At 71.8% G+C, this 20,409-nt stretch carries 16 protein-coding genes; 6 read left to right on the top strand and 10 right to left on the bottom strand.

Annotated features, from left to right (window positions below):
• The first annotated feature begins 43 nt into the window (after positions 1–43).
• On the top strand, positions 44–1,882 hold the full coding sequence (locus OG462_RS06365) for an APC family permease (protein WP_406055290.1): 1,839 nt from the start codon (positions 44–46) through the stop codon (positions 1,880–1,882).
• A 124-nt stretch (positions 1,883–2,006) separates the two neighbouring features.
• A complete protein-coding gene (locus OG462_RS06360; RefSeq protein ID WP_406055288.1) occupies positions 2,007–2,762 on the top strand; it encodes a DUF4118 domain-containing protein in 756 nt (251 codons plus the stop codon).
• Here OG462_RS06360 and OG462_RS06355 read toward each other — a convergent pair.
• The 5 genes from OG462_RS06355 to OG462_RS06335 form a co-directional block, all read right to left on the bottom strand.
• The gene (locus OG462_RS06355) at positions 2,740–3,276 is read right to left on the bottom strand and encodes a hypothetical protein (protein WP_406055286.1); all 537 of its coding nucleotides are present in this window, start codon (positions 3,274–3,276) and stop codon (positions 2,740–2,742) included. The genes OG462_RS06360 and OG462_RS06355 overlap by 23 nt on opposite strands.
• Before the next feature lie 54 nt (positions 3,277–3,330).
• Positions 3,331–4,056, bottom strand: a complete 726-nt coding sequence (locus tag OG462_RS06350) for a GNAT family N-acetyltransferase (RefSeq protein WP_406055284.1) — start codon at positions 4,054–4,056, stop codon at positions 3,331–3,333.
• Between the two features lie 80 nt (positions 4,057–4,136).
• On the bottom strand, positions 4,137–4,883 hold the full coding sequence (locus OG462_RS06345) for an ABC transporter permease (protein ID WP_406055282.1): 747 nt from the start codon (positions 4,881–4,883) through the stop codon (positions 4,137–4,139).
• Between the two features lie 109 nt (positions 4,884–4,992).
• Positions 4,993–5,778 carry a heparin lyase I family protein gene (locus tag OG462_RS06340; RefSeq protein WP_406055280.1) on the bottom strand — a complete coding sequence of 262 codons (786 nt, stop codon included), beginning with the start codon at positions 5,776–5,778 and terminating at the stop codon, positions 4,993–4,995.
• 80 nt (positions 5,779–5,858) lie between these two features.
• The gene (locus OG462_RS06335) at positions 5,859–8,318 is read right to left on the bottom strand and encodes a polysaccharide lyase 8 family protein (protein ID WP_406055278.1); all 2,460 of its coding nucleotides are present in this window, start codon (positions 8,316–8,318) and stop codon (positions 5,859–5,861) included.
• A gap of 210 nt (positions 8,319–8,528) precedes the next feature.
• On the opposite strand from OG462_RS06335, the gene OG462_RS06330 reads away from it, so the two are divergent.
• Positions 8,529–9,593: a LacI family DNA-binding transcriptional regulator gene (locus tag OG462_RS06330; protein ID WP_406055276.1), complete on the top strand. Its 1,065-nt coding sequence runs from the start codon at positions 8,529–8,531 to the stop codon at positions 9,591–9,593.
• Between the two features lie 71 nt (positions 9,594–9,664).
• Here the strand turns inward: OG462_RS06330 and OG462_RS06325 are convergent, their stop codons facing one another.
• Positions 9,665–11,809 carry a SpoIIE family protein phosphatase gene (locus tag OG462_RS06325; RefSeq protein ID WP_406055274.1) on the bottom strand — a complete coding sequence of 715 codons (2,145 nt, stop codon included), beginning with the start codon at positions 11,807–11,809 and terminating at the stop codon, positions 9,665–9,667.
• 290 nt (positions 11,810–12,099) lie between these two features.
• On the opposite strand from OG462_RS06325, the gene OG462_RS06320 reads away from it, so the two are divergent.
• The 3 genes from OG462_RS06320 (at position 12,100) to OG462_RS06310 (ending at position 16,456) form a co-directional block, all read left to right on the top strand.
• Positions 12,100–14,454, top strand: coding sequence for a collagenase (locus tag OG462_RS06320; protein WP_406055272.1), 2,355 nt, complete (start codon positions 12,100–12,102; stop codon positions 14,452–14,454).
• 83 nt (positions 14,455–14,537) lie between these two features.
• Positions 14,538–15,524, top strand: coding sequence for a proline racemase family protein (locus OG462_RS06315; protein ID WP_406055271.1), 987 nt, complete (start codon positions 14,538–14,540; stop codon positions 15,522–15,524).
• On the top strand, positions 15,521–16,456 hold the full coding sequence (locus OG462_RS06310) for an ornithine cyclodeaminase family protein (protein ID WP_406055269.1): 936 nt from the start codon (positions 15,521–15,523) through the stop codon (positions 16,454–16,456). The genes OG462_RS06315 and OG462_RS06310 overlap by 4 nt, the downstream gene beginning before the upstream one ends.
• Before the next feature lie 52 nt (positions 16,457–16,508).
• On the opposite strand, the gene OG462_RS06305 is transcribed toward OG462_RS06310, so the two are convergent.
• Genes OG462_RS06305 through OG462_RS06290 form a run of 4 tightly spaced genes read right to left on the bottom strand, consistent with a single transcriptional unit; the run spans position 16,509 to position 20,405 of the window.
• Positions 16,509–17,492, bottom strand: a complete 984-nt coding sequence (locus OG462_RS06305) for an ABC transporter ATP-binding protein (RefSeq protein ID WP_406055267.1) — start codon at positions 17,490–17,492, stop codon at positions 16,509–16,511.
• Positions 17,489–18,493: an ABC transporter ATP-binding protein gene (locus OG462_RS06300; RefSeq protein ID WP_406055265.1), complete on the bottom strand. Its 1,005-nt coding sequence runs from the start codon at positions 18,491–18,493 to the stop codon at positions 17,489–17,491. The genes OG462_RS06305 and OG462_RS06300 overlap by 4 nt, the downstream gene beginning before the upstream one ends.
• On the bottom strand, positions 18,493–19,479 hold the full coding sequence (locus OG462_RS06295; RefSeq protein WP_406055263.1) for an ABC transporter permease: 987 nt from the start codon (positions 19,477–19,479) through the stop codon (positions 18,493–18,495). Before OG462_RS06295 ends, OG462_RS06300 begins: the two co-directional genes overlap by 1 nt.
• Complete coding sequence (locus OG462_RS06290; protein WP_406055261.1) at positions 19,476–20,405, bottom strand: ABC transporter permease; 930 nt, start codon at positions 20,403–20,405, stop codon at positions 19,476–19,478. The genes OG462_RS06295 and OG462_RS06290 overlap by 4 nt, the downstream gene beginning before the upstream one ends.
• Positions 20,406–20,409: the final 4 nt, after the last annotated feature.

Below are 20,409 nucleotides of genomic sequence, written 5' to 3'. Positions count from 1 at the left end.
GGGCACACCCTGAGCGGACCTGAGCACGAAGGAGACCACTCGCATGTCCGCTCTGACCACCGAGAACGGTGCCACGCCCGCCGTCGAGGAGCCCCCGGATACCGGAGCGCGCCACAAGCTGACCGCCGTCACCGGGCTCGCCGCGCTCTCGCTCGACGCGATGGCATCCGTGGCGTACGGCCCCGAAGCGATCGTCCTGGTCCTCGCGGCGGCCGGCGGTTACGGTCTCGGCTTCACGCTCCCGGTCACCCTGGCCATCGCGGGCCTGCTGGCCGTCCTCGTGGCCTCGTATCGGCAGGTGATCGCCGCCTTCCCGGACGGCGGCGGGTCGTACGCGGTGGCGAAGGCGCACCTGGGCCGGCGCACCAGTCTGGTCGCCGCCGGTTCGCTCGTCCTGGACTACGTCCTGAACGTGGCCGTGGCCGTGACGGCCGGCGTCGCCGCCCTGACCTCCGCGTTCCCCGAATTGTACGGCGACCGGCTGTGGATATGCCTTGCGGTTCTCGTGCTGATCACGGGGGTGAACCTGCGGGGCATCGTCGAGTCGGCCCGCGTGTTCATCGCCCCGACCGCCGTCTTCATCGGCGCGATCCTGGTACTGATCGTCGTCGGCCTCTTCCGCGACGCCCCCGGCTCCACGGCCGCGTCCGCCGGACACGCCTCCGTCCTCGCCGACAACGCCACCACCGTCGGCGCGCTGCTGCTCCTCAAGGCGTTCGCCTCCGGCTGCTCCGCCCTCACCGGCGTCGAGGCCATCGCCAACGCCGTGCCGTCCTTCCGCGCCCCCGCTGCCAAGCGGGCGATGCGCGCGGAGGTCGCGCTCGGTGCGCTGCTCGGTGTGATGCTGATCGGCCTGTCCGTCCTGATCTCCCGCTTCGGCCTCCAACCGGTCGAGGGCGTCACCGTCCTCGCCCAGCTCGCCGACGCCTCCCTCGGCCACAACTGGGCTTTCTACGTCATCCAGTTCGCGACCATGGTGCTGCTCGCGCTCTCCGCGAACACCTCCTTCGGAGGGCTGCCCGTCCTGCTGAAGCTGCTCGCCCGCGACAACTACCTGCCGCATGTCTTCGGCCTCAAGGCCGACCGCCAGGTGCACCGGCACGGCGTCGTCTGGCTGGCCGTCGTCTCGGCCGCGCTGCTGATCTTCTCCGGCGGCGACACCAACACCCTCGTACCGCTCTTCGCGATCGGCGTCTTCGTCGGCTTCACCATCGCCCAGACCGGCATGGTCCTGCACTGGCGCCGCGAACGCGGCCCCCGCTGGGCGGCGAAGGCCCTGCTCAATGGCCTCGGCGCCGTCCTCACCGGGGTCTCCGCGATCGTCGTCACCGCCACCAAGTTCCACGACGGCGCCTGGCTGATCGTGATCGCCCTGCCGGTCCTCGTCCTCGTCTTCGAGGCCGTGCACCGGGCGTACGGGCGGATCGGCGAGCGCCTCGGCGTCGGCCGGATCCCCGAGCCGCCGCACCGCGAACGCTCCCTGGTCCTGGTTCCCGTGTCCTCCCTCACCCGGCTCACCAGCGAGGCCCTCACCGCCGCCGTCTCCCTCGGCGACGAGGTCCGCGCCCTCACGGTCTGCCACACGGACCCCGAGGACCTGGCTGCCACCGAGGCCCTGGAACGCGACTGGGCCCTGTGGAACCAGGGCGTCACCCTCGTACGGCTCCCCTCCGAACGCCGCTCCCTCGGCCGGCCCATCACCGCCTACGTCCGCGACCTGGAGGCGACCGAACCGGGCACCCGGGTCACCGTCCTCGTCCCCGAGGCCGAACCCGAGCACCTGTGGCAGCGTGCCCTGCAGAACCAACGGGGGGCGGTCGTCGCCCATGCCGTCCGCCGCGACACGAACGCCGTCGTCTGCAGGCTCCGCTTCCGCTGCTGACCGCTCCCGCTGCCAGCCGTCAGGGATGTGTCAAAGCCCCCTCCGCCCGGTGCCATCCACGCCGCACCGGGCGGAGGCTTGACGTGTCAGAGGTAGCGGGGGGCTGAATCCTGCGAGGTGGATCATGAAGATTCCGCTTCGGGACACAGTCACGGTGGCGGCCGGAGCCCTGGCACCGTTTGCCGCGGCCCTCGTGCTGATGCCGCTGCGGACGTCCGTCACGCACACCAATGTCGCGCTGCTACTGGTCGTCGTGGTGGTGGCTGTTTCGGCGTTCGGCAACCGGTTCGCCGGCGCGCTCGCCGCCCTGTCGGCCGCCGCGTGGTTCGACTTCTTCCACACCGAGCCGTACCAGAGCTTCCACATCCAGGACCGGGCCGACATCGAGACCGCCGTCCTGCTCCTGGTCGTCGGCCTGATCGTGTCCCAGCTGGCCGCGCGCGGCCGGACGATGAAGCGGGTCGCGGTCACGGACGCCATACATCTGGAGCGGCTGCACGGCACCACCCGCCTGGCCCGCTCCAGTACCTCCTCCGACGACGTCGTCCGACGGGTCCGCCAGGAACTCATCGAGGTACTGGAGCTGCGGGCGTGCCGCTTCGAGTACGGCACGCTCATCGGGCGTCCGCCGCGGCTCGACCCGGACGGGACGGTGAAGGTGGACGGCTGGATCTGGGACGTGGAGCGGCAGGGCTGGCCGGAGGGCGAGATCGAACTGCGCGCCATCGTCCACGGGCGATACCAGGGCCGCTTCCTGCTGACCCCCGAACCCGGCTCCGTTCCACCACCGCTGGAGGCCCGGCTGGTCGCCGCCGACCTGGCGGCTCAGGCAGCCGCCGCCCTGGACGACGACGGGGTCAATGCAGGCCCGAGATCGTGAAGACCGAGTGAGCCGTGTCCCGCTCGACGCGGTGCGCGAGCCGGTCGAGGTCCCGTACGCCGTCCCGGAGGGTGCCCTGCTCGTACGAGGTCCGTGCGTCGGCTTCCAGGAGCAGCCAGAGCGGCGGATTGGCGAGGAGGACGCGCACGTCGATCTGGGCCCTGCCACACTCCGTGTCGGTCAGCACGAGGCGCTGTTCGATCCCGTCCGGCCAGCGGACGGCGGCGAGCCGGTCGGTGCATACGGTCCTCCGGCTCCACAAGCTCTGGACGGTCACCCGGCCCGGTGACGCGACGACCCTGGCGGGCAGCAGGACCACGAAGAGCGCGACGGAGAGGGAGATCCACAGCAGTGCGGCCGGCAGGGTCAGCCCGCCGTCGCAGGCGTCCACGACCAGGGACAGAGCCAGCAGGAGGCCGGCGCAGCCGGTGGCGGCGCAGGCCTCGTCGGCCCACTTGCTGTCGTGGACGGTGAGCTCGCCGGGTTGTGACCACGGGACGAAACGGGGCTCCATGGAACGGACGCTAGAACCCCGGCCATCCGCTGTCGGTGCGCCTTGACGGGGTGTCTATGCCGCCTCGTCCAATTTTGACGCGTGGCTGACGGGGCCGGCGATGCGGTGGACGTATTCGTGGGCCAGCCGGAAGCCCGCGGTCCAGGCGAGGAGGCGACTGGGGCGGTTGTCGCGGGAGCAGGACCAGCTGGCGAGGTGGCCGCGCGCCGCGATGTCGGCGGTCAGCCCGGAGACACAGGCGAGGGCGAGGTGCTGACGGCGCTCGTCGGGCGCGGTGGCGCAGGCGACGTCCTCGTAGCGGCTGCCGACGTACCGGCTGCACGCCACGGCGAGGACCCGGTCCTTGCGCACCGCCACCCAGCCGGCGCCCGATGCGGCGAGGGCCGTAGGTCCTTCCCAACTCCCATGGATCCAGGCCATGGACGGGTCGAGCGCGGCGAGCGCAGGGGCGTCCTCGGGGATCAGGCGGCGGACGGTCACGCCTCTGGGGACGCGGGGCGCGATGGCCTCGGCGCGGTGGACGTAGAGCATCCGCTCCCACGGTACGAGCTGCTCGAAGGCGGCGCCCAGGGCGGGCAGGAAGCGGTCGGCCGTTTCGATGTAGTGCCCGGCGAGCGGGGCCAGCTCCGCCGGGGTCACGGCGGTGGGATCGCCGGCCAGGAGGACGTGATCGCCGCACGAGACCGCCACCACGCGCGGACGGTCGGCCCGGTCGGTCCACCACTGTCCGTGGCCCGTCGCGAGGACGTGCTCGGCGAGAGCCGCCGATCCGCATGGCAACCCTGTCGCCCGCGACGACGAGCAGGAAGTCCGCTTCCTCCGCGTGCAGCACGTCCCACACATGATCGACAAGACGCCCCCTAGGGCCTGGCCCGGACGAGGTGGCCGCGGGTGACGAGTTCCAGTGTGACGGCCACGGCGACTGCCTGGACCAGGAGCAGTGCGACGAGGACGAAAAGCTGTACCGCGCCTGCGTGGAGCGGCGACGCGCCGCCGAGGAGCATGCCTACGAAGGCGCCCGGAAGAGTGACCAGCCCGACGGTACGGGTCTGGTCCATGCCCGGGATCAGCGCGTCGGAGGCGGCCTCGCGTGCGACTTCCATGCGCGCCTCGCGGTCGGTCAGCCCGAGCGCGAGACCGGCCTCCACCTCGCCCCAGCGCGTGGCGAGTTCGTCGAGGGAACGGCGTCCGGCCAGCACGGTGGCGGTGAGTGCACCGCCGATGAGGATGCCGGTGACGGGCACGAGTGCGATGCCCTGAGCAGGGACGACTCCCGTGAGCAGCAGCGCGACGACCGTGGGCAGCACTGCCGCGGCGATCGGGACCGCGGTCCACGGCCAGGCGCGGCCGGGCGCGGGGACGACGCGGCGGCCGGCGGTGCGTACCGCCACCGCGTACATCAGCAGCAGGAAGCAGAGCAGGAGCGGCAGCGCGCGGACCACCCAGCCGATCGCGAGCGAGACGGCGATGAGCTGGGCGGCGGCGCGAGCCCCTGCGAGGAGGGTGGCGCGGGGGCGGCCGAGCCGGGCGACCGCGACCACTCCGGCGGCGAGGGCCAGAAGGATCGCCAGGAGCGCCGCAAAGGTCGCGTTCACGTTGAGCAGCACGCGCCAACCCTGAGGCTCCTCATGGCGGCTGAGCGCGCTCCAGGCCGGCGCCAGGAGCCACCCGCTGCCACGTCGCTGGTCCGGCGTGGCTAAGCGTCCCGCGCGCGCGTCAGTCGACGTCGGCCCGTGTCGTGCCCATCTTCAGGCCGTCGACCCAGTGGACCGACTCGACGTCGATGATGGTGGAGCCGTACGAGCCCCAGCGGGGGACGTTGCCCTTGAGGTCCCACGTCCGCGCGTTCCGGCGGTCGGCGACCAACTGGCCGTTGACGTACAGGGAGACGGAGCCGGTCATGGTGGTCTGGGCGTCGATGCCCAGCTCGATCTTGTTCCAGGTGCCCGGGGTCCAGGCGACGCTGCCGACGGAGATCCACTGTTCGCCGGGAGCGACGTACCAGATCTTCAGACGGCTGTCCTCGACCTTCATGATCACCGGGTAGTTCTGGTCGTGTTCGGCGCCGGTGCCCCATGACTTCCACTGGAAGACGGTCTGGGCGTTGCCCGTCTTGGTCATGGACTCCCAGCCGAACCAGTACGTCCTGCCGGACGTGAGGGTGCGGCCGGCGATGCCGTGTCCCTCGCACCGTTCGGAGCCCGCTGCCTTGGTGAAGCCGAAGATCTTCCCGCGGCCGTCGCCCCAGTCCGGCTGGTACACGTACGACGGGGAGTCGCAGAGGATCGAGTCGAACACGGCGGTGCCTCCGTTGTCCGCGTCGCCGTTCCACTCGACCGAGGCATGCGCGGGCGTCGCCAGTACGAGCGACAGCGCCGCGGCCAGCGTCGTGGGGGCCGACAGCCGCCTCCGCCTGCGGGGCGGCGGCTGCCGATCGGCGGGGTGCGGACGGTCGCCCGAGAGGGACATGTGGGGGACGCCTCGGGTGTTGAGGTGATGCATGGATTCCTCCGGTGGGGGGAGCGCGGGACTTCGGCGAGAGGCGCGCACCCGGGCTGTGGCAGGCGCCTCCGGTCCGGGGGTCAGTCGAGGCGGACGGTGACCTTCTGGGGTGCGCCGGCCTGGCCGGTGAGGTCGCCGAAGATGAGCTTCAGCGTCGAGCCGGTGGTTGCGGCGGTGACCGTGGCGGGCTTGGAGAGCACCTTGCTCACCCTGCGGTTCCAGACGATGTCCAGGGACGTGGCCTGCCGCGCGGGGTCCGAGACGACGATGGTCGCCGTGCCGTTGCGGTGCTCCCGTACGAGGACGGAGGCGGGGGCGCTCGCCCGGAGCCTGTCGACGGTGCCCGCGCTCCAGAAGTTCACCGCGGTGAGGCCCAGCTTCGGGACGCGGACGCCCTGCTGGTCGCCGGAGTTGGCGAGGATCCGGAGCCACCCCTTGTCACGGGCGCGGCGGGCTGTGGTCCCGGCGCCGGCGCCCGGTAGCAGGATGTAGGCGTAGTCGCCGCCGGTCGGATCGATGCCGTGGCCGGTGAAGAGGGTCAGGTAGCGGCGGGTGACGGGGTCGGGGGAGCCGCCGGTGTTGATGTCCCTCCAGGAGCCGGTGCGCTCCTCGCGTACCGCGCTGAGCCTGGCGCCGCCGGGGAAGACGTAGCCCGCCTGCCCGGCGATGTGGGCCCACTCGGCGTCGTCGAAGGTGGCCGTCCAGCCCTGCGTCAGCGGCTGCGTCCTGCCGTCGACCGTGAGCACCGGGGCGCCGGTGGCGCCGAGGGCGCGGTTGTCGACGGTGGTCTCCACGGCGTGGCCGTCCGTGGCGGTGATGCCGGCACCGAGGCAGACGATGGAGTCGTCGAGGCAGAACCAGGACTTCTTGGCGTTCATGGTGCTGGACAGGCCCTTGAGATGCTGGCCGATGGCGGCGTATTCGCCGTCGGTGGTGCCGCCGACCCAGGCGGCGTCCGGCATGGGCTGTCCCCAGTTGCCGCCCTCGCCGTCGGCGAGCGGCTTGCGCGATGCGGTGATGCCGGGCAGGCGGTACGGGTCGACGGTGGGCCAGTAGGCGTCCGAGTACTGCTCCAGGCCGAAGTCGCTGCCCCACCAGGAGAGCCATCCGGCGCCGGTGTGATAGCCACGGGCGTGCTCGCCGTTGCCGAACTCGTAGTGGGCGATGCGGTTCGAGGCCATGGAGAGGGAGGCCGCCCAGTCACGCCGTCGGTGGGTGGCTCGCGCCATGTTGGGGAACAGCCGGTGCTCGACGGGCTCGGGGGCGGCCTTCACGGAGGTGTCGTCCTGCAGCGCCTGCAGGAGCGACGCCCTGATCAGGCTGAGACCCGGGTTCTTGAGCGCGGGGTAGTAGTAGTCGCGTTGCAGCCAGCCCTTGACCATCGCCCGCCAGCGGGCGTTCTCCTCGGGACTCGCCCCCTGGCCGACCAGCAGGATGGTCGCCATGAGGCCGTGGGCGCGCTGGTGCTCGTTGGTGCCGATGCGACTGATGCCCCGGCTGCTGACGTTGTCCATGATCAGGCCGTTGTAGATGAACGGTGCGACCGCCTTCTCGATCGTGTCGAGGAAGAGCTGGGTGCCGGCGTCCTTCACCTCCCAGCTCGACCCGCGCAACAGGGCGAGCAGCCGGCCCACACCGTCGTGCAGGACCGCGCCGTAGCCGCCGATGTAGGGGACGTTGCGGTGCTGGACGAACGATCCGTCGTCGTAGAAGCCGTCGCCCGTGGTGACGTAGGGGAACACCGGGGCCAGTGCCTGGGACGCCAGCGCGATCCTGCCCGTGTCCTTGCCGACGATCCCGCGCAGGATGACTCCGCGACACAGGTCGACCCGATTGGCGCCGGTACTGGTTCCCGTGTACGAGGCGAAGACCGAATCCGGCACGAACGCGTCCACGGCCCGGCAGTAGTCGGCGATCTGCGTCGCCGACAGGTGGTCGTACATCAGCACGCAGGTGTCCATCAGCGCCTGCGGAGCGCCGATCTGCCAGTTGTACCAGTTGCCGTACCGCGTCGTGTTCTCGTTGTAGACCTCGGAGTGGAGGTGGTCGAGTCCGGTGAGGACGGCGTCACGCAGTTCGGTGTCCCCGGTCAGTCCGGTGCCCGGCTGGGAGTACGCCTCGGCCATGGTGCGCAGCCGGTTGTAGCTGTCGTTCATGGTCGCCGAGAAGGCGTAGGACTCCGCGTCGAGATCGGGCTCCGGGTCGGCCCAGGAGCGGCCGGGCCAGAGCGAACCGCCGGCCGGGGCCATGGTCGCCCGGTAGCCGGCCGCGGTCGTGCCGAGGCCGCTGAGGATGGTCCGGTACGGCTCCGCCGTCGGGCTGAAGCCCGTACCGAGGATGAGGTCGCGCCACTTGCCGCGCAGCGCGTCGAACTCCGCGTCGGACGCCGTGCCGAGCATGTCGGGCGTTCCGAACGTGCCGTCGGACCCGAGGACTTCCGAGGCTCGGGACGGGTGCGCGAGCGTTCCGGTGAGTCCGAGGGCGAGCGCGCCCCCACCGGCGGCGTGGAGGAAGGTGCGGCGACGCCAGGGAGATGACATGGGAGACGACCTTTACGGAAGGAGCGCGTCGTTGCCTCGGCGCTTTCGCTGGCTCGTAAGCGTGGGGTTTCTAACACGCAGAAAAGCAAGAGGGCAACAGTTTGGACAAGAACCGTCATCACCTGTCCATTCGATAAAGAACAGACAGGATCGATCGCAGGGTGGCTACACTGCGTCTGAACTGGGCCGTCGCTCGAGGGGAGCGGGGAAGTGCACGCGGAACACAGGCATCAGGCGATCCTGCGCAGGCTGCGGGAAGAGGGCTCCCTGCGGGTCAGCGACTTCGCCGCCGAGCTGGGCGTCTCCCCGGTCACGATCCGCAGGGACGTGGAGGTCCTCGCCGACCGTGGCCTGGTCGCCCGGGTGCACGGCGGGGCCATGCTGCCCGAGACCTGGGCGGAGACCGCGCCCGCCGACACGGATCCCGTCGCACCGGCCCGCGGCCGGGAGCGCGTCATCGGCCTGATCGTGCCGTCCGCCGACTACTACTACCCCGAGGTGATCAAGGGTGCGCGCGAGGCGGCCGCCGCCCGGAGCGCCCGGCTGGTGCTGGACATCTCGGGATACGACCCGGACGAGGAGCGCACGCAGGTCGAAAGGATGATCGGCGACGGCGTCGACGGGCTGCTGGTCGTTCCGACGGGACCGCGGGGCTGGTACGAGCAACTGCCCGTCCCCGTCGTGATCGTGGAGCGCCGGCCCGAGGCGGACGAGATGGCCGGGATCGACCATGTCGTGTCCGACCATGTCCATGGGGCGCGCCTGGCGGTGCGGCATCTCGCGGAGGCGGGCCGCACTCGGATCGCGCTGCTCGTACGCGGCACGAGCCCGACCGCGCAGTGGATCATCGAGGGCTTCGAGGCCGGCGTACGCGCGGCCGGCGTCGAAGCACCCCTCGCGACGTCCGTCCTGGACACCGCCGACGCGGGCCCCGGGAGTCCGGAGTACGACGACCCGGTCGAGGAGCTGCTCGACGCCGCGGCGGCCGGCCGCGTCGACGCCGTCATCGCCCATCCCGACAACCACGCGCTCGCGCTGCTGAGGAGGCTGCGCGCGCGATCCGTCCAGGTCCCCGGCGACGTCGCGATCGTGGCGTACGACGACGAGGTGGCGGGGCTCGCCGACATCCCGCTGAGCGCCATCGCCCCGGCGAAGCATGAAGTCGGCGCGTCCGCCGTGGAGTTGCTGGTGCGCAGGATCGAGCAGCCGGACGCTCCCCGCCACCGGCTGTTCGTCCTTCCGCGACTGCGGGTGCGCTCGTCCAGCGGCGGCTGAGTCTCGGGTGGCCGCGCCTCGCCGCGTGACGCGGCGGCCCGCACCCCGGTGTCCCGGCGGCGTATCCGACTTCAGCCCCGGCCGCCCGGCCTGAGGTCCCGGCTGCCCGGCCCGGGGTCCCGGCCGCCCGGCCCGGGGTCGGGGCCCTGACGCCCGATCCGGGCCAGTACGATCACGGCGTCGTCGGTGGGCGCGCCGGGCAGCAGTCGTGCCAGGATGCCGTCCGCCGTCTCCTCCAACGTGCCGTCCGCGCCTTCGAGTTGCGAGCGGAGCGCGGCCATTCCCGCACTGATGTCGACGCCGCGCGCCTCGACGAGGCCGTCGGTGTACAGCGCGAGGGTGTCGCCGTCGTGGAGCTCGATCTCGGTGGTACGGAAGGGCACGCCGCCGACGCCCAGCGGTACCCCCAGCACCTCGTCGATCGACTCGACCGTGCCGTCCGCCCGGCGGAGCAGCGGCGGCAGGTGACCCGCGTTCGCGATGCGGGCGAGGCCCGTCGCCGGGTCGTAGCGGATGTAGAGGCAGGTCGCGTACGCGATGCCGGCGTCCTGGGCGCAGACGTCGAGCTCTTCGAGGAGACGGTCGGGTTCCAGGTTCTGGCGGGCCAGCGCCTTGGTGGTGATGCGCAGGCGGCCCATGGCCGCCGCCGCGGGCACGCCGTGTCCCATCACGTCGCCGACCACCAGGGCCACCCGGCCGCCCGGCAGATCGATCACGTCGTACCAGTCGCCGCCGACCTCCGTGACCTGGCTGCCCGGCAGGTAGCGGTGGGCGACGTGCACGGACGGGCTGCTCGCGAGGGCGGTGGGCAGCAGCGCGCGCTGGAGGGTGAGCGCGATGTCCTGGACCCGGCTGTAGAGCCGCGCGTTGTCCAGGCACAGCGCCGCTCGCGAGGCGAGTTCGCCGGCCAGGCTGAGGTCCTGCTCGGTGAAGTCCGGGCGGCCTCCGGCGCGGCCGAACATGGCGATTCCCTGCACCGTGCCCCGCGCGATGAGCGGAGCGATGAGCAGCGACGTCAGACCGCTGTCGATCAGGAGCTGGGCACGGGCCTGGTGGATGACCGTACGGGTCATGAAATCGGCGTTCACGGGGACGCAGACGGGCCGGCCCGTGCTGAGGGCCTGGTGGATGCTGGAGCCGGGCGGATAGGTCACGCTCTCCAGGCCGCCGACCAGCTCGGGGGCGGGAGGCGGCAGTGAGGTGCCGGCCGCGATGCGACGGGTGAGCAGCACCGATTCCGGATCGAATGTCTCGCGTTCGTCCTTCCACTCCACGACCTCCACCACGGAGCCGTCGCAGAACTCGGGAACGACCGCCTCGACCAGTTCGCGGGCGGTGACCTCGACATCCAGCGTGGTGCCGATGCGGGCCGCGGCCCGGTCGAGCAGCGCCAGTCGCTGCCGCCCGGCCGCCGCCTCCACGATTGCCTGCTCACGGTCGGTGACGTCCACGAGGAGACCGCCCACTCCCGGTCGCGAGCCGACGGCCTGGCTGAGCGGGAAGAAGCTCACGGAGCGCACCTGGTCCCGGTCGGGACGGCCCGGCGTACGGAGGACGACGAGCGTGCTCACGACGGTCCGGCCCTCGTCGGCGACGGCCCGCAGCATGCGCTGGTACTCGCCCCCGTCGGACGTGATCATGAACTCTTCCATGGTCCGCCCGACGTGCTCCTCGATCGGGATCCCGTCCATGTCCGCCAGGGCCTGGTTGAGGTGGACGTAGCGCAGGTTCTCGTCGAGCATCACCAGGCCGATCGGGCACGTCTCGAACAGCGCGTCGAGAAAGGCGAGGTTGGTCTTCACCCGGTCGAGCCCCTCGCTCTCGCTCGCCAGCCCCACGATGACGGAGCGGCCCTCGATGCCGGTCACCGGAAAGACCCGGAAGCCGCAGTCGAAGACCCTGCCGTCCCGGTGCAGCGTCGGCACGCGCGCCCGCCAGTAGCCCAACGTGCGGCCACGCTCCGCGAGGCGCTCCGCCGCACCGGCACCGTCGAGGGGAGCGGCGGGGAAGAGGAGGGCGGCGGGCCTGGCCAGGACGTCCGCGGCGTCGTAGCCGAAGAGCCGCCGCGCGCCGGGCCCCCAGTAGCAGATCCGGCCCTCCTCGTCGATGCCGAGCACGGCCACGGCCACGTGTTCCAGCAGCGAACCGGGCTCCGACCAGAGCGGCCCGGGGGCCTGCTCGTCTTCCGGTCGACCCCCCGGTCGAGGCGAGGACACCGGGCCCCCTTTCCGGGCGCAGACGAAGGGTGAGTGTGCTGCTCAGCGGTGGAGCGGGACTCTCACGTCAATTCTGCCCGCGCTCCGTGGTTCGGACATCACGGAGGCCCGGCGGCGGCGCCCCCTGGGTGAACCTCGGGTAACTCGTGACTGCACAGGGGTTGTCAGTGCAATTTCACATTACTATGTTACACCGCACACGGTTCGATGAGCCTTCGTCAAACGCCGTGCGCACCACAACAGTTCTCGTCACACCCCATTGACGTTCCCCCACCACTCATGGAGTTCTGTTGTCCATCCACAGACGTGTGCGTTCGTCCCTGCTCACCTCCGCCATAGCGGTGACCCTCCTGGCCTCCTCGGGCCAGACCGGGGCCTCCGCGGCCGACACGGACGCCCGCGCCACCGCTGTCCCCGCAGCGTCGACCGGCGCTCCGGCCCCCCGGGCCGAGCAAACCAACCCCTTCGACGAGGTGGAGCACCTCGCCACCGCTCCCCGCAAGACCTTCGGGCCCGCGCCCGCCCCCGGTGGCCTCGCCACCGGGCGCGTCCCCGGCCGGGCCCCGGCCAAGGCCTCCGCCGCGCGGACCCTCGCCGCCACCCCGACGACCGCCGCCGGCGTTCCGTGCACGCTCGACGGGATCACCGGACTGGGCCCCGAGCAGTTCGCCGACTTCCTCGCCGACCCCGCGGTCCTCGCCGACGGCTGTCTGCGCGGACTCATCTGGACCTGGGACGCCCGGCTCGCGCCCGTCATGTCCGACGCCCACGTCCAGGCCGTCGCCCGCCGCATATCCGGCCTGGCCGCCTCCCACGACGGCCGCAACTCCTCGCACCTGGAGGAGATGTTCACCTACCTGCACGCCGTCGCGTACCACGACTTCTCCCGCGACGAGATCGACACCACCGACGCGCCCACCGTGAACGCGATCCGCCAGGCCGTCGCCGACTTCGGCAACGCGGCCCGCACCTTCGACGTCACGAAGAGCAACGCCGTCACCCTGCGCGAAGCCCTCAACGCGGCCAGCGCCCCCGGACTCCGGCAGCACCAACTCGGGCTGATCAAGCGGGTCCTCGCCACCATGGACCCCTCGCACACCGCCACCCACCTCGACCCGTCCTGGGCAGGGGCCGCGCTCTCCGCGCTCTCCGTCAACTACCTGGGCGTCTACCCGGGCAACCGGGACGCCGCCTTCCAGGCCGCGGCCGCCGCCGACCCGGCGTACCGCGCCCTCTTCAAGGCCTTCGCCGGCTACAGCCACCTGAAGGGCACCGCCAACGACTGGGTGGCCCGCGACGCCCTCAGCGAGTACGGCCGCTTCGGCGAGATACCCAGCCTGCGGACGGAGATCACCGCCGAACTCGGCGGCGTGCTCGGCACCACCGTGACCACCTTCGGCCGCGGCAGCCAGCAGTGGGCCAAGATCGTCTCCTGGCTCAACTACTTCGACGCGTGCAAGCCGTACGGCGTGTGCAAGGCGGACATCGAGGCGCAGATCTTCCCCTACACGTACAGCTACGACAACGGGGCGATCAAGGTCCGCACGGGGCTCGACCGGGCCACCGTCGACCAGCTCTACTACGCGAGCAAGCAGGTCAAGGCACAGTTCCACCGCGTGCTCGGCACCGAGCAGCCGCTCGCCGGCGACCCCAACACCACCCTCACCATCGTCCTGTACGGCTCGCGAGCCGACTACGAGAACTACCACCCGATCCTGACCGGGATGGACACCAACAACGGCGGCATCTACATCGAGCGCGGCGCCACCTTCTACACCTACCAGCGCCGCGTCCCGCAGGACTCGTCGCTGACGCTCGAGGAGCTCTTCCGCCACGAGTACACCCACTACCTCAACGGCCGCTACGCGGTACCGGGCTTCTTCGGCGAGGGCCCCTGGTACCAGGGTGACCGCACCACCTTCATGGACGAGGGCACCGCCGAGTTCTTCGACGGCGCCACCCGCGACGACGGCATCAAGGTCCGCAAGTCCCTGGTCCGCGGCGTCATCAACGACACGGCGGGCGGCGGCCCCCGGATGAACCTCCGCCAGATCCTCAACGCCACCTACAACGGCGACGGCTTCCGCTTCTACAACTACGCGGGAACGTTCTTCGAGTTCCTCTGGAACGAGAAGCCCTCCCTGATCCGCGAGATGTACACCCACCTGCGGAACAACGACGTCGCGGGGTACGACGCCTGGCGCGTCCGCCTCGGCTCCGACACGAACCTCCAGAGCGACTACGACCGCTTCCTCGACACCCAGATCGCCAAGGTCGACACGCTCTACGTCCCCAACACCACGTTCACGCCCAACGCCCAGCTGCGCGACGCGGCCCTGGACGCGGTGAAGTCCACCTTCGCCACCGCCACCTACAACACCCCCGACTGCATCGAGAACGGCGAGCCGGGCAAGCGCCGGTTCGCCTGTACCGGCCGGATCACCGCCAACCTGTCCAACTGGGGCAGCGCGGACCAGAACTTCAAGGACATGTCCGAGACGGTCGACTACTTCCTCCTCGACCGCGCGGGCGCCGCCTCGAACAACCTGGCCGACATGAACTGCTCCTTCGGACCCGTCGAGATCTGGTCCACCAAGGTCGCCGGCACGTCGAGCTTCAGCTGTGAGGGCCCCCTCCGCAGCTGACCCACCCTGTCCGGGCCGGTCCCTCCACGGGGAGGGACCGGCCCGGCGCACATCCCGAAATCCCATCCCGGAGGCCGTACTTCGTGAGCACCACCCCGCACACGGTCCGCACCACCGACTACCACACCGCAGGCGAACCCTTCCGGATCGTCGACGAGGACCTGCCCCCGATCCCCGGTGACACGGTCGCCGAACGCCGCGCCACCGCCCTCGCGACCGGCGGATCGGGCACGGACCCGCGGCCCGGCCCCCTCGACGACCTGCGCCGCCTCCTGTCCCGGGAGCCGCGCGGGCACGCGGGCATGTACGGCGGCTTCATCGTGCCGCCCGACGACGACGGTGCCCACTTCGGCGTGCTGTTCTGGCACAAGGACGGCTACTCCACCGCCTGCGGCCACGGCACGATGGCCCTCGGCGCCTGGGCCGTCGACACGGGACGCGTCCCCGCCCCCGACAACGGCGACGTCTCCGTACGGATCGACGTGCCCTCCGGGCGCGTCACCGCCGCCGTGCACCGCGCGGACGGCCGCACCACCGGCGTCACCTTCCGCAACGTCCCGACCCGCGTCATCGCCCGCGACGTGAAGGTGACCACCACGCTCGGCACCGTCGACGTCGACCTCGCCCACTCCGGCGCCTGCTACGCCTCCGTCGCCGCCCGCGACCTCGGCCTCGACGTCTCCCTGCGGACCCTGCCCGAACTCGTCCGCGCCGGACGGGAGATCCGCGCCGCGCTCCCCGCGCACGACGTGTACGGCGTCATCCTGCACGAGGAGCTCCCCGGCGCCCCCGAAGGGCTCCACCAGCGCAACGTCACCGTCTTCGCCGACGGACAGATCGACCGCTCACCCTGCGGCTCGGGCACCTCCGCCCGCCTCGCGCTGCTCGGCGACGACGGACGCCTCGCCGTCGGGGACTCCCTGCGGCACGAGTCCGTCGTCGGCACCGTCTTCACCGGGCGCCTCCTCGCGAAGGGGATCACCGAGGTCGGCGGCACGACGTACCGCACCGGCACCCACGCCTTCGTCCTCGACCCCCACGACGAGCTGGGAGCGGGGTTCCTCCTGTGAACCGGCCCCTCATCCTCGACGCCGCGACCATGGCCCGCCTCATGGGCCCGGCGGCGGTGACCGACGTCCTCGCCGAGGTCCTGCGGGCCGGACTCGACCCCGACGCCGGACCACCCCGCACGGCCGTGCCCGTCCCGGCCGGTGAACTCCTCCTGATGCCCGCGGCCTTCGGCTCCTTCGCCGGTGTCAAGGTCGCCGGAGTCGCCCCCGGCAACCCGGCGCTCGGTCTGCCCCGCATCACCGGCTCCTACCTCCTGCTCGACGGAGCCGACCTCCAGCCGCTCGCCCTCCTCGACGGAGCCGCGCTCACCGAACTGCGCACGCCGGCCGTCTCCGCCCTCGCCGTCCGCTGTCTCACACCGGCCGACCGGCCCCTGCGCCTCGTCCTCTTCGGGGCGGGCCCCCAGGCGTACGGGCACCTGGAGGCCGTCCTCGCCGTCCGCGAGGTCGCCGAGGCCGTCGTCGTCGCGCGCGAGCCCGTCGCGGGGCGCGCCCTCGCCGGATACGCGCGGACCCTCGGCGTCCTCGCGCGCACCGGCGCGCCCGACGAGGTGGCCAAGGCCGACCTCGTGGTCTGCTGCACCACGGCCCGCGAACCGCTCTTCGACGGAACCCTCGTGCCGTCCGGCGCGACCGTCGTCGCCGTCGGCTCGCACGAGCCGGCCGCCCGCGAGACCGACACCGCGCTCGTGGTCCGGTCCGAGGTGTACGTCGAGGCGCGTTCCGCCGCGCTGCGGGAGGCGGGTGACCTGCTCGTCCCCGTGTCCGAGGGGGAGATCGGGGCCGACCACATCGCGGGCGACCTCGCCGACCTGGTGACCGGACGCCGGGAACCGTCGGCCGGGCGTCCGCGCTTCTTCAAGAGCGTGGGCATGGCCTGGGAGGACCTCGCCGTCGCCACCGCCCTGTACCGGGCGGCCCTCTCCGCCTGAACACGCCGGTGCCCCGGTCCCGCGCGCACGCGGGACCGGGGCATGCGCGTGCTCAGACGCCCTCGGGGAAGTGACAGGCGACCTCGCGGCCCTCGCCCGGTACCAGTGTCCGCAGCGGCGGCGCCTCGGTCCGGCAGATCTCCCGCGCCTTGGGACAGCGCGGGTGGAAGGTGCAGCCCGGCGGGGGAGCGGCGGGACTCGGAGGATCACCGAGCAGCGTGATGCGCTCCCGGCTGCGCTCGGCCGCCGGGTCCGGAAGCGGTACGGCGGACAGCAGCGCCCGCGTATAGGGGTGGGCCGGGGCGGTGTACACCCGTTCCTTGGCACCGATCTCCACGATGCGGCCCAGGTACATCACGGCCACCCGGTCGCAGACCCTTTTCACGACGGAGAGGTCGTGGGCGATGAAGAGGTAGGCGAGCCCGAGTTCGCGCTGGAGACGCTCCATCAGGTTGACGATCTGCGCCTGCACGGAGACGTCGAGGGCGGAGACCGGCTCGTCGGCCACCACGAGCCGGGGGTTCGTGGCCAGGGCGCGGGCGATGCCGATGCGCTGTGCCTGCCCGCCGGAGAACTCGTGGGGGTAGCGGTCGATGTGCTCCGGTATGAGGCCGACCAGTTCCATCAGCTCCACGGCCCGCTTGCGCGCGCCGGCCGCCGTGCCGCCCTGCACGAGGAGCGGGTCGGCGATGATCCGGGCCACGGTCTGCCGGGGGTTGAGGGAGGAGTGCGGGTCCTGGAAGACCATCTGGAGGTCGCGGCGCAGCGGTTTGAGCGCCCGCTGCGAGAGGTGGCTGATGTCCCGTCCCTCGTACGAGACGGAGCCGGCGGTGGGTTCCAGGAGCCGCACGATGGTGCGGCCCGTGGTCGACTTGCCGCAGCCGGACTCGCCGACGAGGCCCAGGGTCTCGCCCGCCGCCACGTCGAAGCCGATGCCGTCGACGGCCCGGACCGGGGCCGAGCCCCTGCGGCGTCCCGGGAACGTCATCGTGAGGTCCCGTACGCGCAGGAGGGGTGGAGGTGGGGTCGTGGTCATGAGGCGACGCCTTCGTATGCGGGGAAGTGGCAGGCGGCCGGGTGCCCGTCGGGGCCGCCGAGGGACGGGCGTTCGGTCGCGCAGCGGGCCCGCTCCTCTTCGGAGCCGGCGGCGGCGCGGGGACAGCGGGGTGCGAACGCGCAGCCCCGTGACGGTTCGAGCAGCGACGGCGGGCTGCCCGGGATCGCCCGCAGTGGGGCGTCGTCGGGGTCGTCGAGCCGGGGCAGCGAGTCGAGCAGGCCACGGGTGTAGGGATGGGCCGGGGAGGTGAACAGGGCGTCCACCGGGGCGTGTTCGGCGGCCCGGCCGCCGTACATGACGAGCACGTCGTGGGCCACCCGGGCGACCACTCCCAGGTCGTGCGTGATCATGACGACGGAGAGGCCCCGCTCCTGTTGGAGGCGGGCGATCAGCTCCAGGATCTGGGCCTGGACGGTGACGTCGAGCGCGGTGGTGGGCTCGTCGGCGATGAGCAGGTCGGGTTCGCAGACGAGTGCCATCGCGATCATCACCCGCTGGCGCATGCCGCCGGAGAACTGGTGGGGGTACTCGCCGGCCCGGCGCCGGGGTTCGGGGATGCCGACCTCGGCGAGCGCTTCGACGGCCCGTTCGCGGGCGGTGGCCCGGCGCGATCCGAAGTGGACCCGATGGTGCTCGGCGACCTGCTCGCCGACGGTGTAGTAGGGGTGCAGGCTGGACAGCGGGTCCTGGAAGATCATGGCCATCCTCCGGCCGCGGAGCCCGTTCAGCTCGCGGTCGGACAGGCCGATCAGCTCCTGCCCGGCCAGCGTGACGGAGCCGCTGACCTCGGCGCCCGTGTGCAGGCCCATCACGGCGAGGGAGGTGACCGACTTGCCGGAGCCGGACTCGCCGACGATGCCGAGGGTCCGACCGGGCAGCACGTCGAAGGCGAGGGAGTCGACGGCCCGGACGGGGCCGCGTTTCGTCGGGAAGGTGACCGTGAGGTCCCGTACCGACAGGAGGGGTGCGGAGTCGCCCATCAGTACCTCACTCGCGGGTCGACGACGGCGTACAGCAGGTCGACGGCCAGGTTGGCGACGACGATGAAGGTGGCGGCGAGCAGGGTCACCCCGAGGATGACCGGCTGGTCCGCGGTCGACAGGGCGCCGTAGAAGAGCCGTCCGATGCCGGGCAGTCCGAAGATGGACTCGGTGATGACGGCGCCCGCGAGCAGTCCGCCGAGGTCCATCCCGAAGATCGTCAGGATCGGCGTCATCCCCGCGCGCAGGCCGTGCTTGACGACCACGGTGCGGCGCGGCAGCCCCTTGGCGCGGGCGGTGCGGATGTACGGCTCGGCCATGGACTCGATCATCGAGTTCCGGCTCTGCCGCGCGTACATGGCGGCGTAGAGAAGGGCGAGCGCCAGCCAGGGGAGCAACAGGTTGGAGGCCCAGGCGAGGGGGTCGGTGCCGAAGGGCACGTACTGCGGATAGGGGAGCAGGCCCGTGACCCGGATCAGCCCGTAGATCAGCATCACCGAGGTGAAGTAGACGGGGAGCGAGGCGGCGGCGACCGCGCCGACCATCAGGACGCGGTCGGTGAGCGTGTCCTTGCGGAGTGCGGCGGTGACGCCCGCGGAGAGGCCGAGGAGCAGCCAGATCGCGGCGGCGCCGAGGGCCAGCGACGCGGAGACCGGAAGCCGGTCGACGAGGAGGTCCCACACGCCCTGGCTGTTCTCGTAGGAGTAGCCGAGGCAGGGGAAGTCGCAGTGCAGGGCGTACTGGCCGGTGCCCAGGGTGCGGCCGGTGAAGATGCCGGTGACGAAGTCGGCGAACTGCCGCCAGACCGGCGCGTCCAGGCCCATGTTCGCGCGGATCGCCTCCAGGCGTTCGGTGCTGCACGACTTGCCGCAGGCCGCGGCGGCGGGGTCGGAGGGCAGGACGTAGAAGACGGCGAAGGTGACGGCGGCGACGGCGATGAGCACGCCGAGCACGCCGAGGAGTCGGCGGCCGAGGTAGAGGATCACGCGCCGCCTCCTCTCGGGTCGAGGACGTCGCGCAGCGCGTCGCCGAGCAGGGTGAACGCGAGCACCGTCAGGAAGAGACAGAGACTCGGGACGGCGAAGTACATGGGGTCCGTCTCGTAGTAGGCGACGCTCTCCGCGATCATCTGGCCCCACGAGGGTGTCGGCGGCCGTACCCCGACACCCAGATAGCTGAGGGCGGCCTCGGTGGCGATCATCCCGGGGACGATCAGCGTCGTGTACGCGATGACGGGTCCGGCGACGCCCGGGAGGATGTCGCGGACGAGGATGCGCAGGGGGCCGGAGCCGCTGACGCGGGCGGCGTCGACGTACTCGCGGTGCTTGAGGGACAGGGTCTGGCCGCGGACGATCCGGGCGATGCCCGGCCAGCCGAAGAGACCGATGACGGCGGTCATGAGGACGATGCGGTTGACGTCCCGGGCCACCGACATCATCGCGATCATGAAGATGAGGGACGGGAAGGACATCGTGAGGTCCATCAGCCGGGACAGCGCGGTGTCGGTACGGCCGCCGAAGTAGCCGGCGGCGATGCCGGCCGCCGTCCCCGCGACGACGACGATCGCCGTCGCGGAGAAGGCGATGAGCAGCGAGACCTGGGCGCCGTGCACGACCCGGGCGAACAGGTCGCGGCCGGTGACGGGTTCGACACCGAGCCAGTGCTCGGCCGAGACACCGCCGAGCGGGCCGATGGGCAGACCGCCCAGGTACGGGTCGACGGCGCTCTTGTCGAACTCGTCCGGGCCCCAGCCGCCGAGCGCGCCGATCAGCGGGGCGGCCGCGGCGAGGAGCGCGAAGAAGGCGACCACACCGAGGGAGAGGCGGGCGGCGGGACGGCGGCGCAGTTCGGCACGGACGAGCTGCCAGGGACCGTTGGCCGTGCGGACGGCGGGTGGTGAGGTGGTGGTCACGGGG

The organism is Streptomyces sp. NBC_01077 (genome assembly GCF_045162855.1).
Lineage (GTDB): Bacteria > Actinomycetota > Actinomycetes > Streptomycetales > Streptomycetaceae > Streptomyces.
This window is presented reverse-complemented; position numbering and strand designations above follow the sequence as displayed.

Excerpts from the sequence above, each read along its gene's own strand:
- OG462_RS06365 (WP_406055290.1), top strand. The coding sequence starts at position 44 with ATGTCCGCTCTGACCACCGAGAACGGTGCCACGCCCGCCGTCGAGGAG.
- OG462_RS06360 (WP_406055288.1), top strand. The coding sequence starts at position 2,007 with ATGAAGATTCCGCTTCGGGACACAGTCACGGTGGCGGCCGGAGCCCTG.
- OG462_RS06355 (WP_406055286.1), bottom strand. The coding sequence starts at position 3,276 with ATGGAGCCCCGTTTCGTCCCGTGGTCACAACCCGGCGAGCTCACCGTC.
- OG462_RS06340 (WP_406055280.1), bottom strand. The coding sequence starts at position 5,778 with ATGCATCACCTCAACACCCGAGGCGTCCCCCACATGTCCCTCTCGGGC.
- OG462_RS06335 (WP_406055278.1), bottom strand. The coding sequence starts at position 8,318 with ATGTCATCTCCCTGGCGTCGCCGCACCTTCCTCCACGCCGCCGGTGGG.
- OG462_RS06305 (WP_406055267.1), bottom strand. The coding sequence starts at position 17,492 with ATGACCACGACCCCACCTCCACCCCTCCTGCGCGTACGGGACCTCACG.
- OG462_RS06300 (WP_406055265.1), bottom strand. The coding sequence starts at position 18,493 with ATGGGCGACTCCGCACCCCTCCTGTCGGTACGGGACCTCACGGTCACC.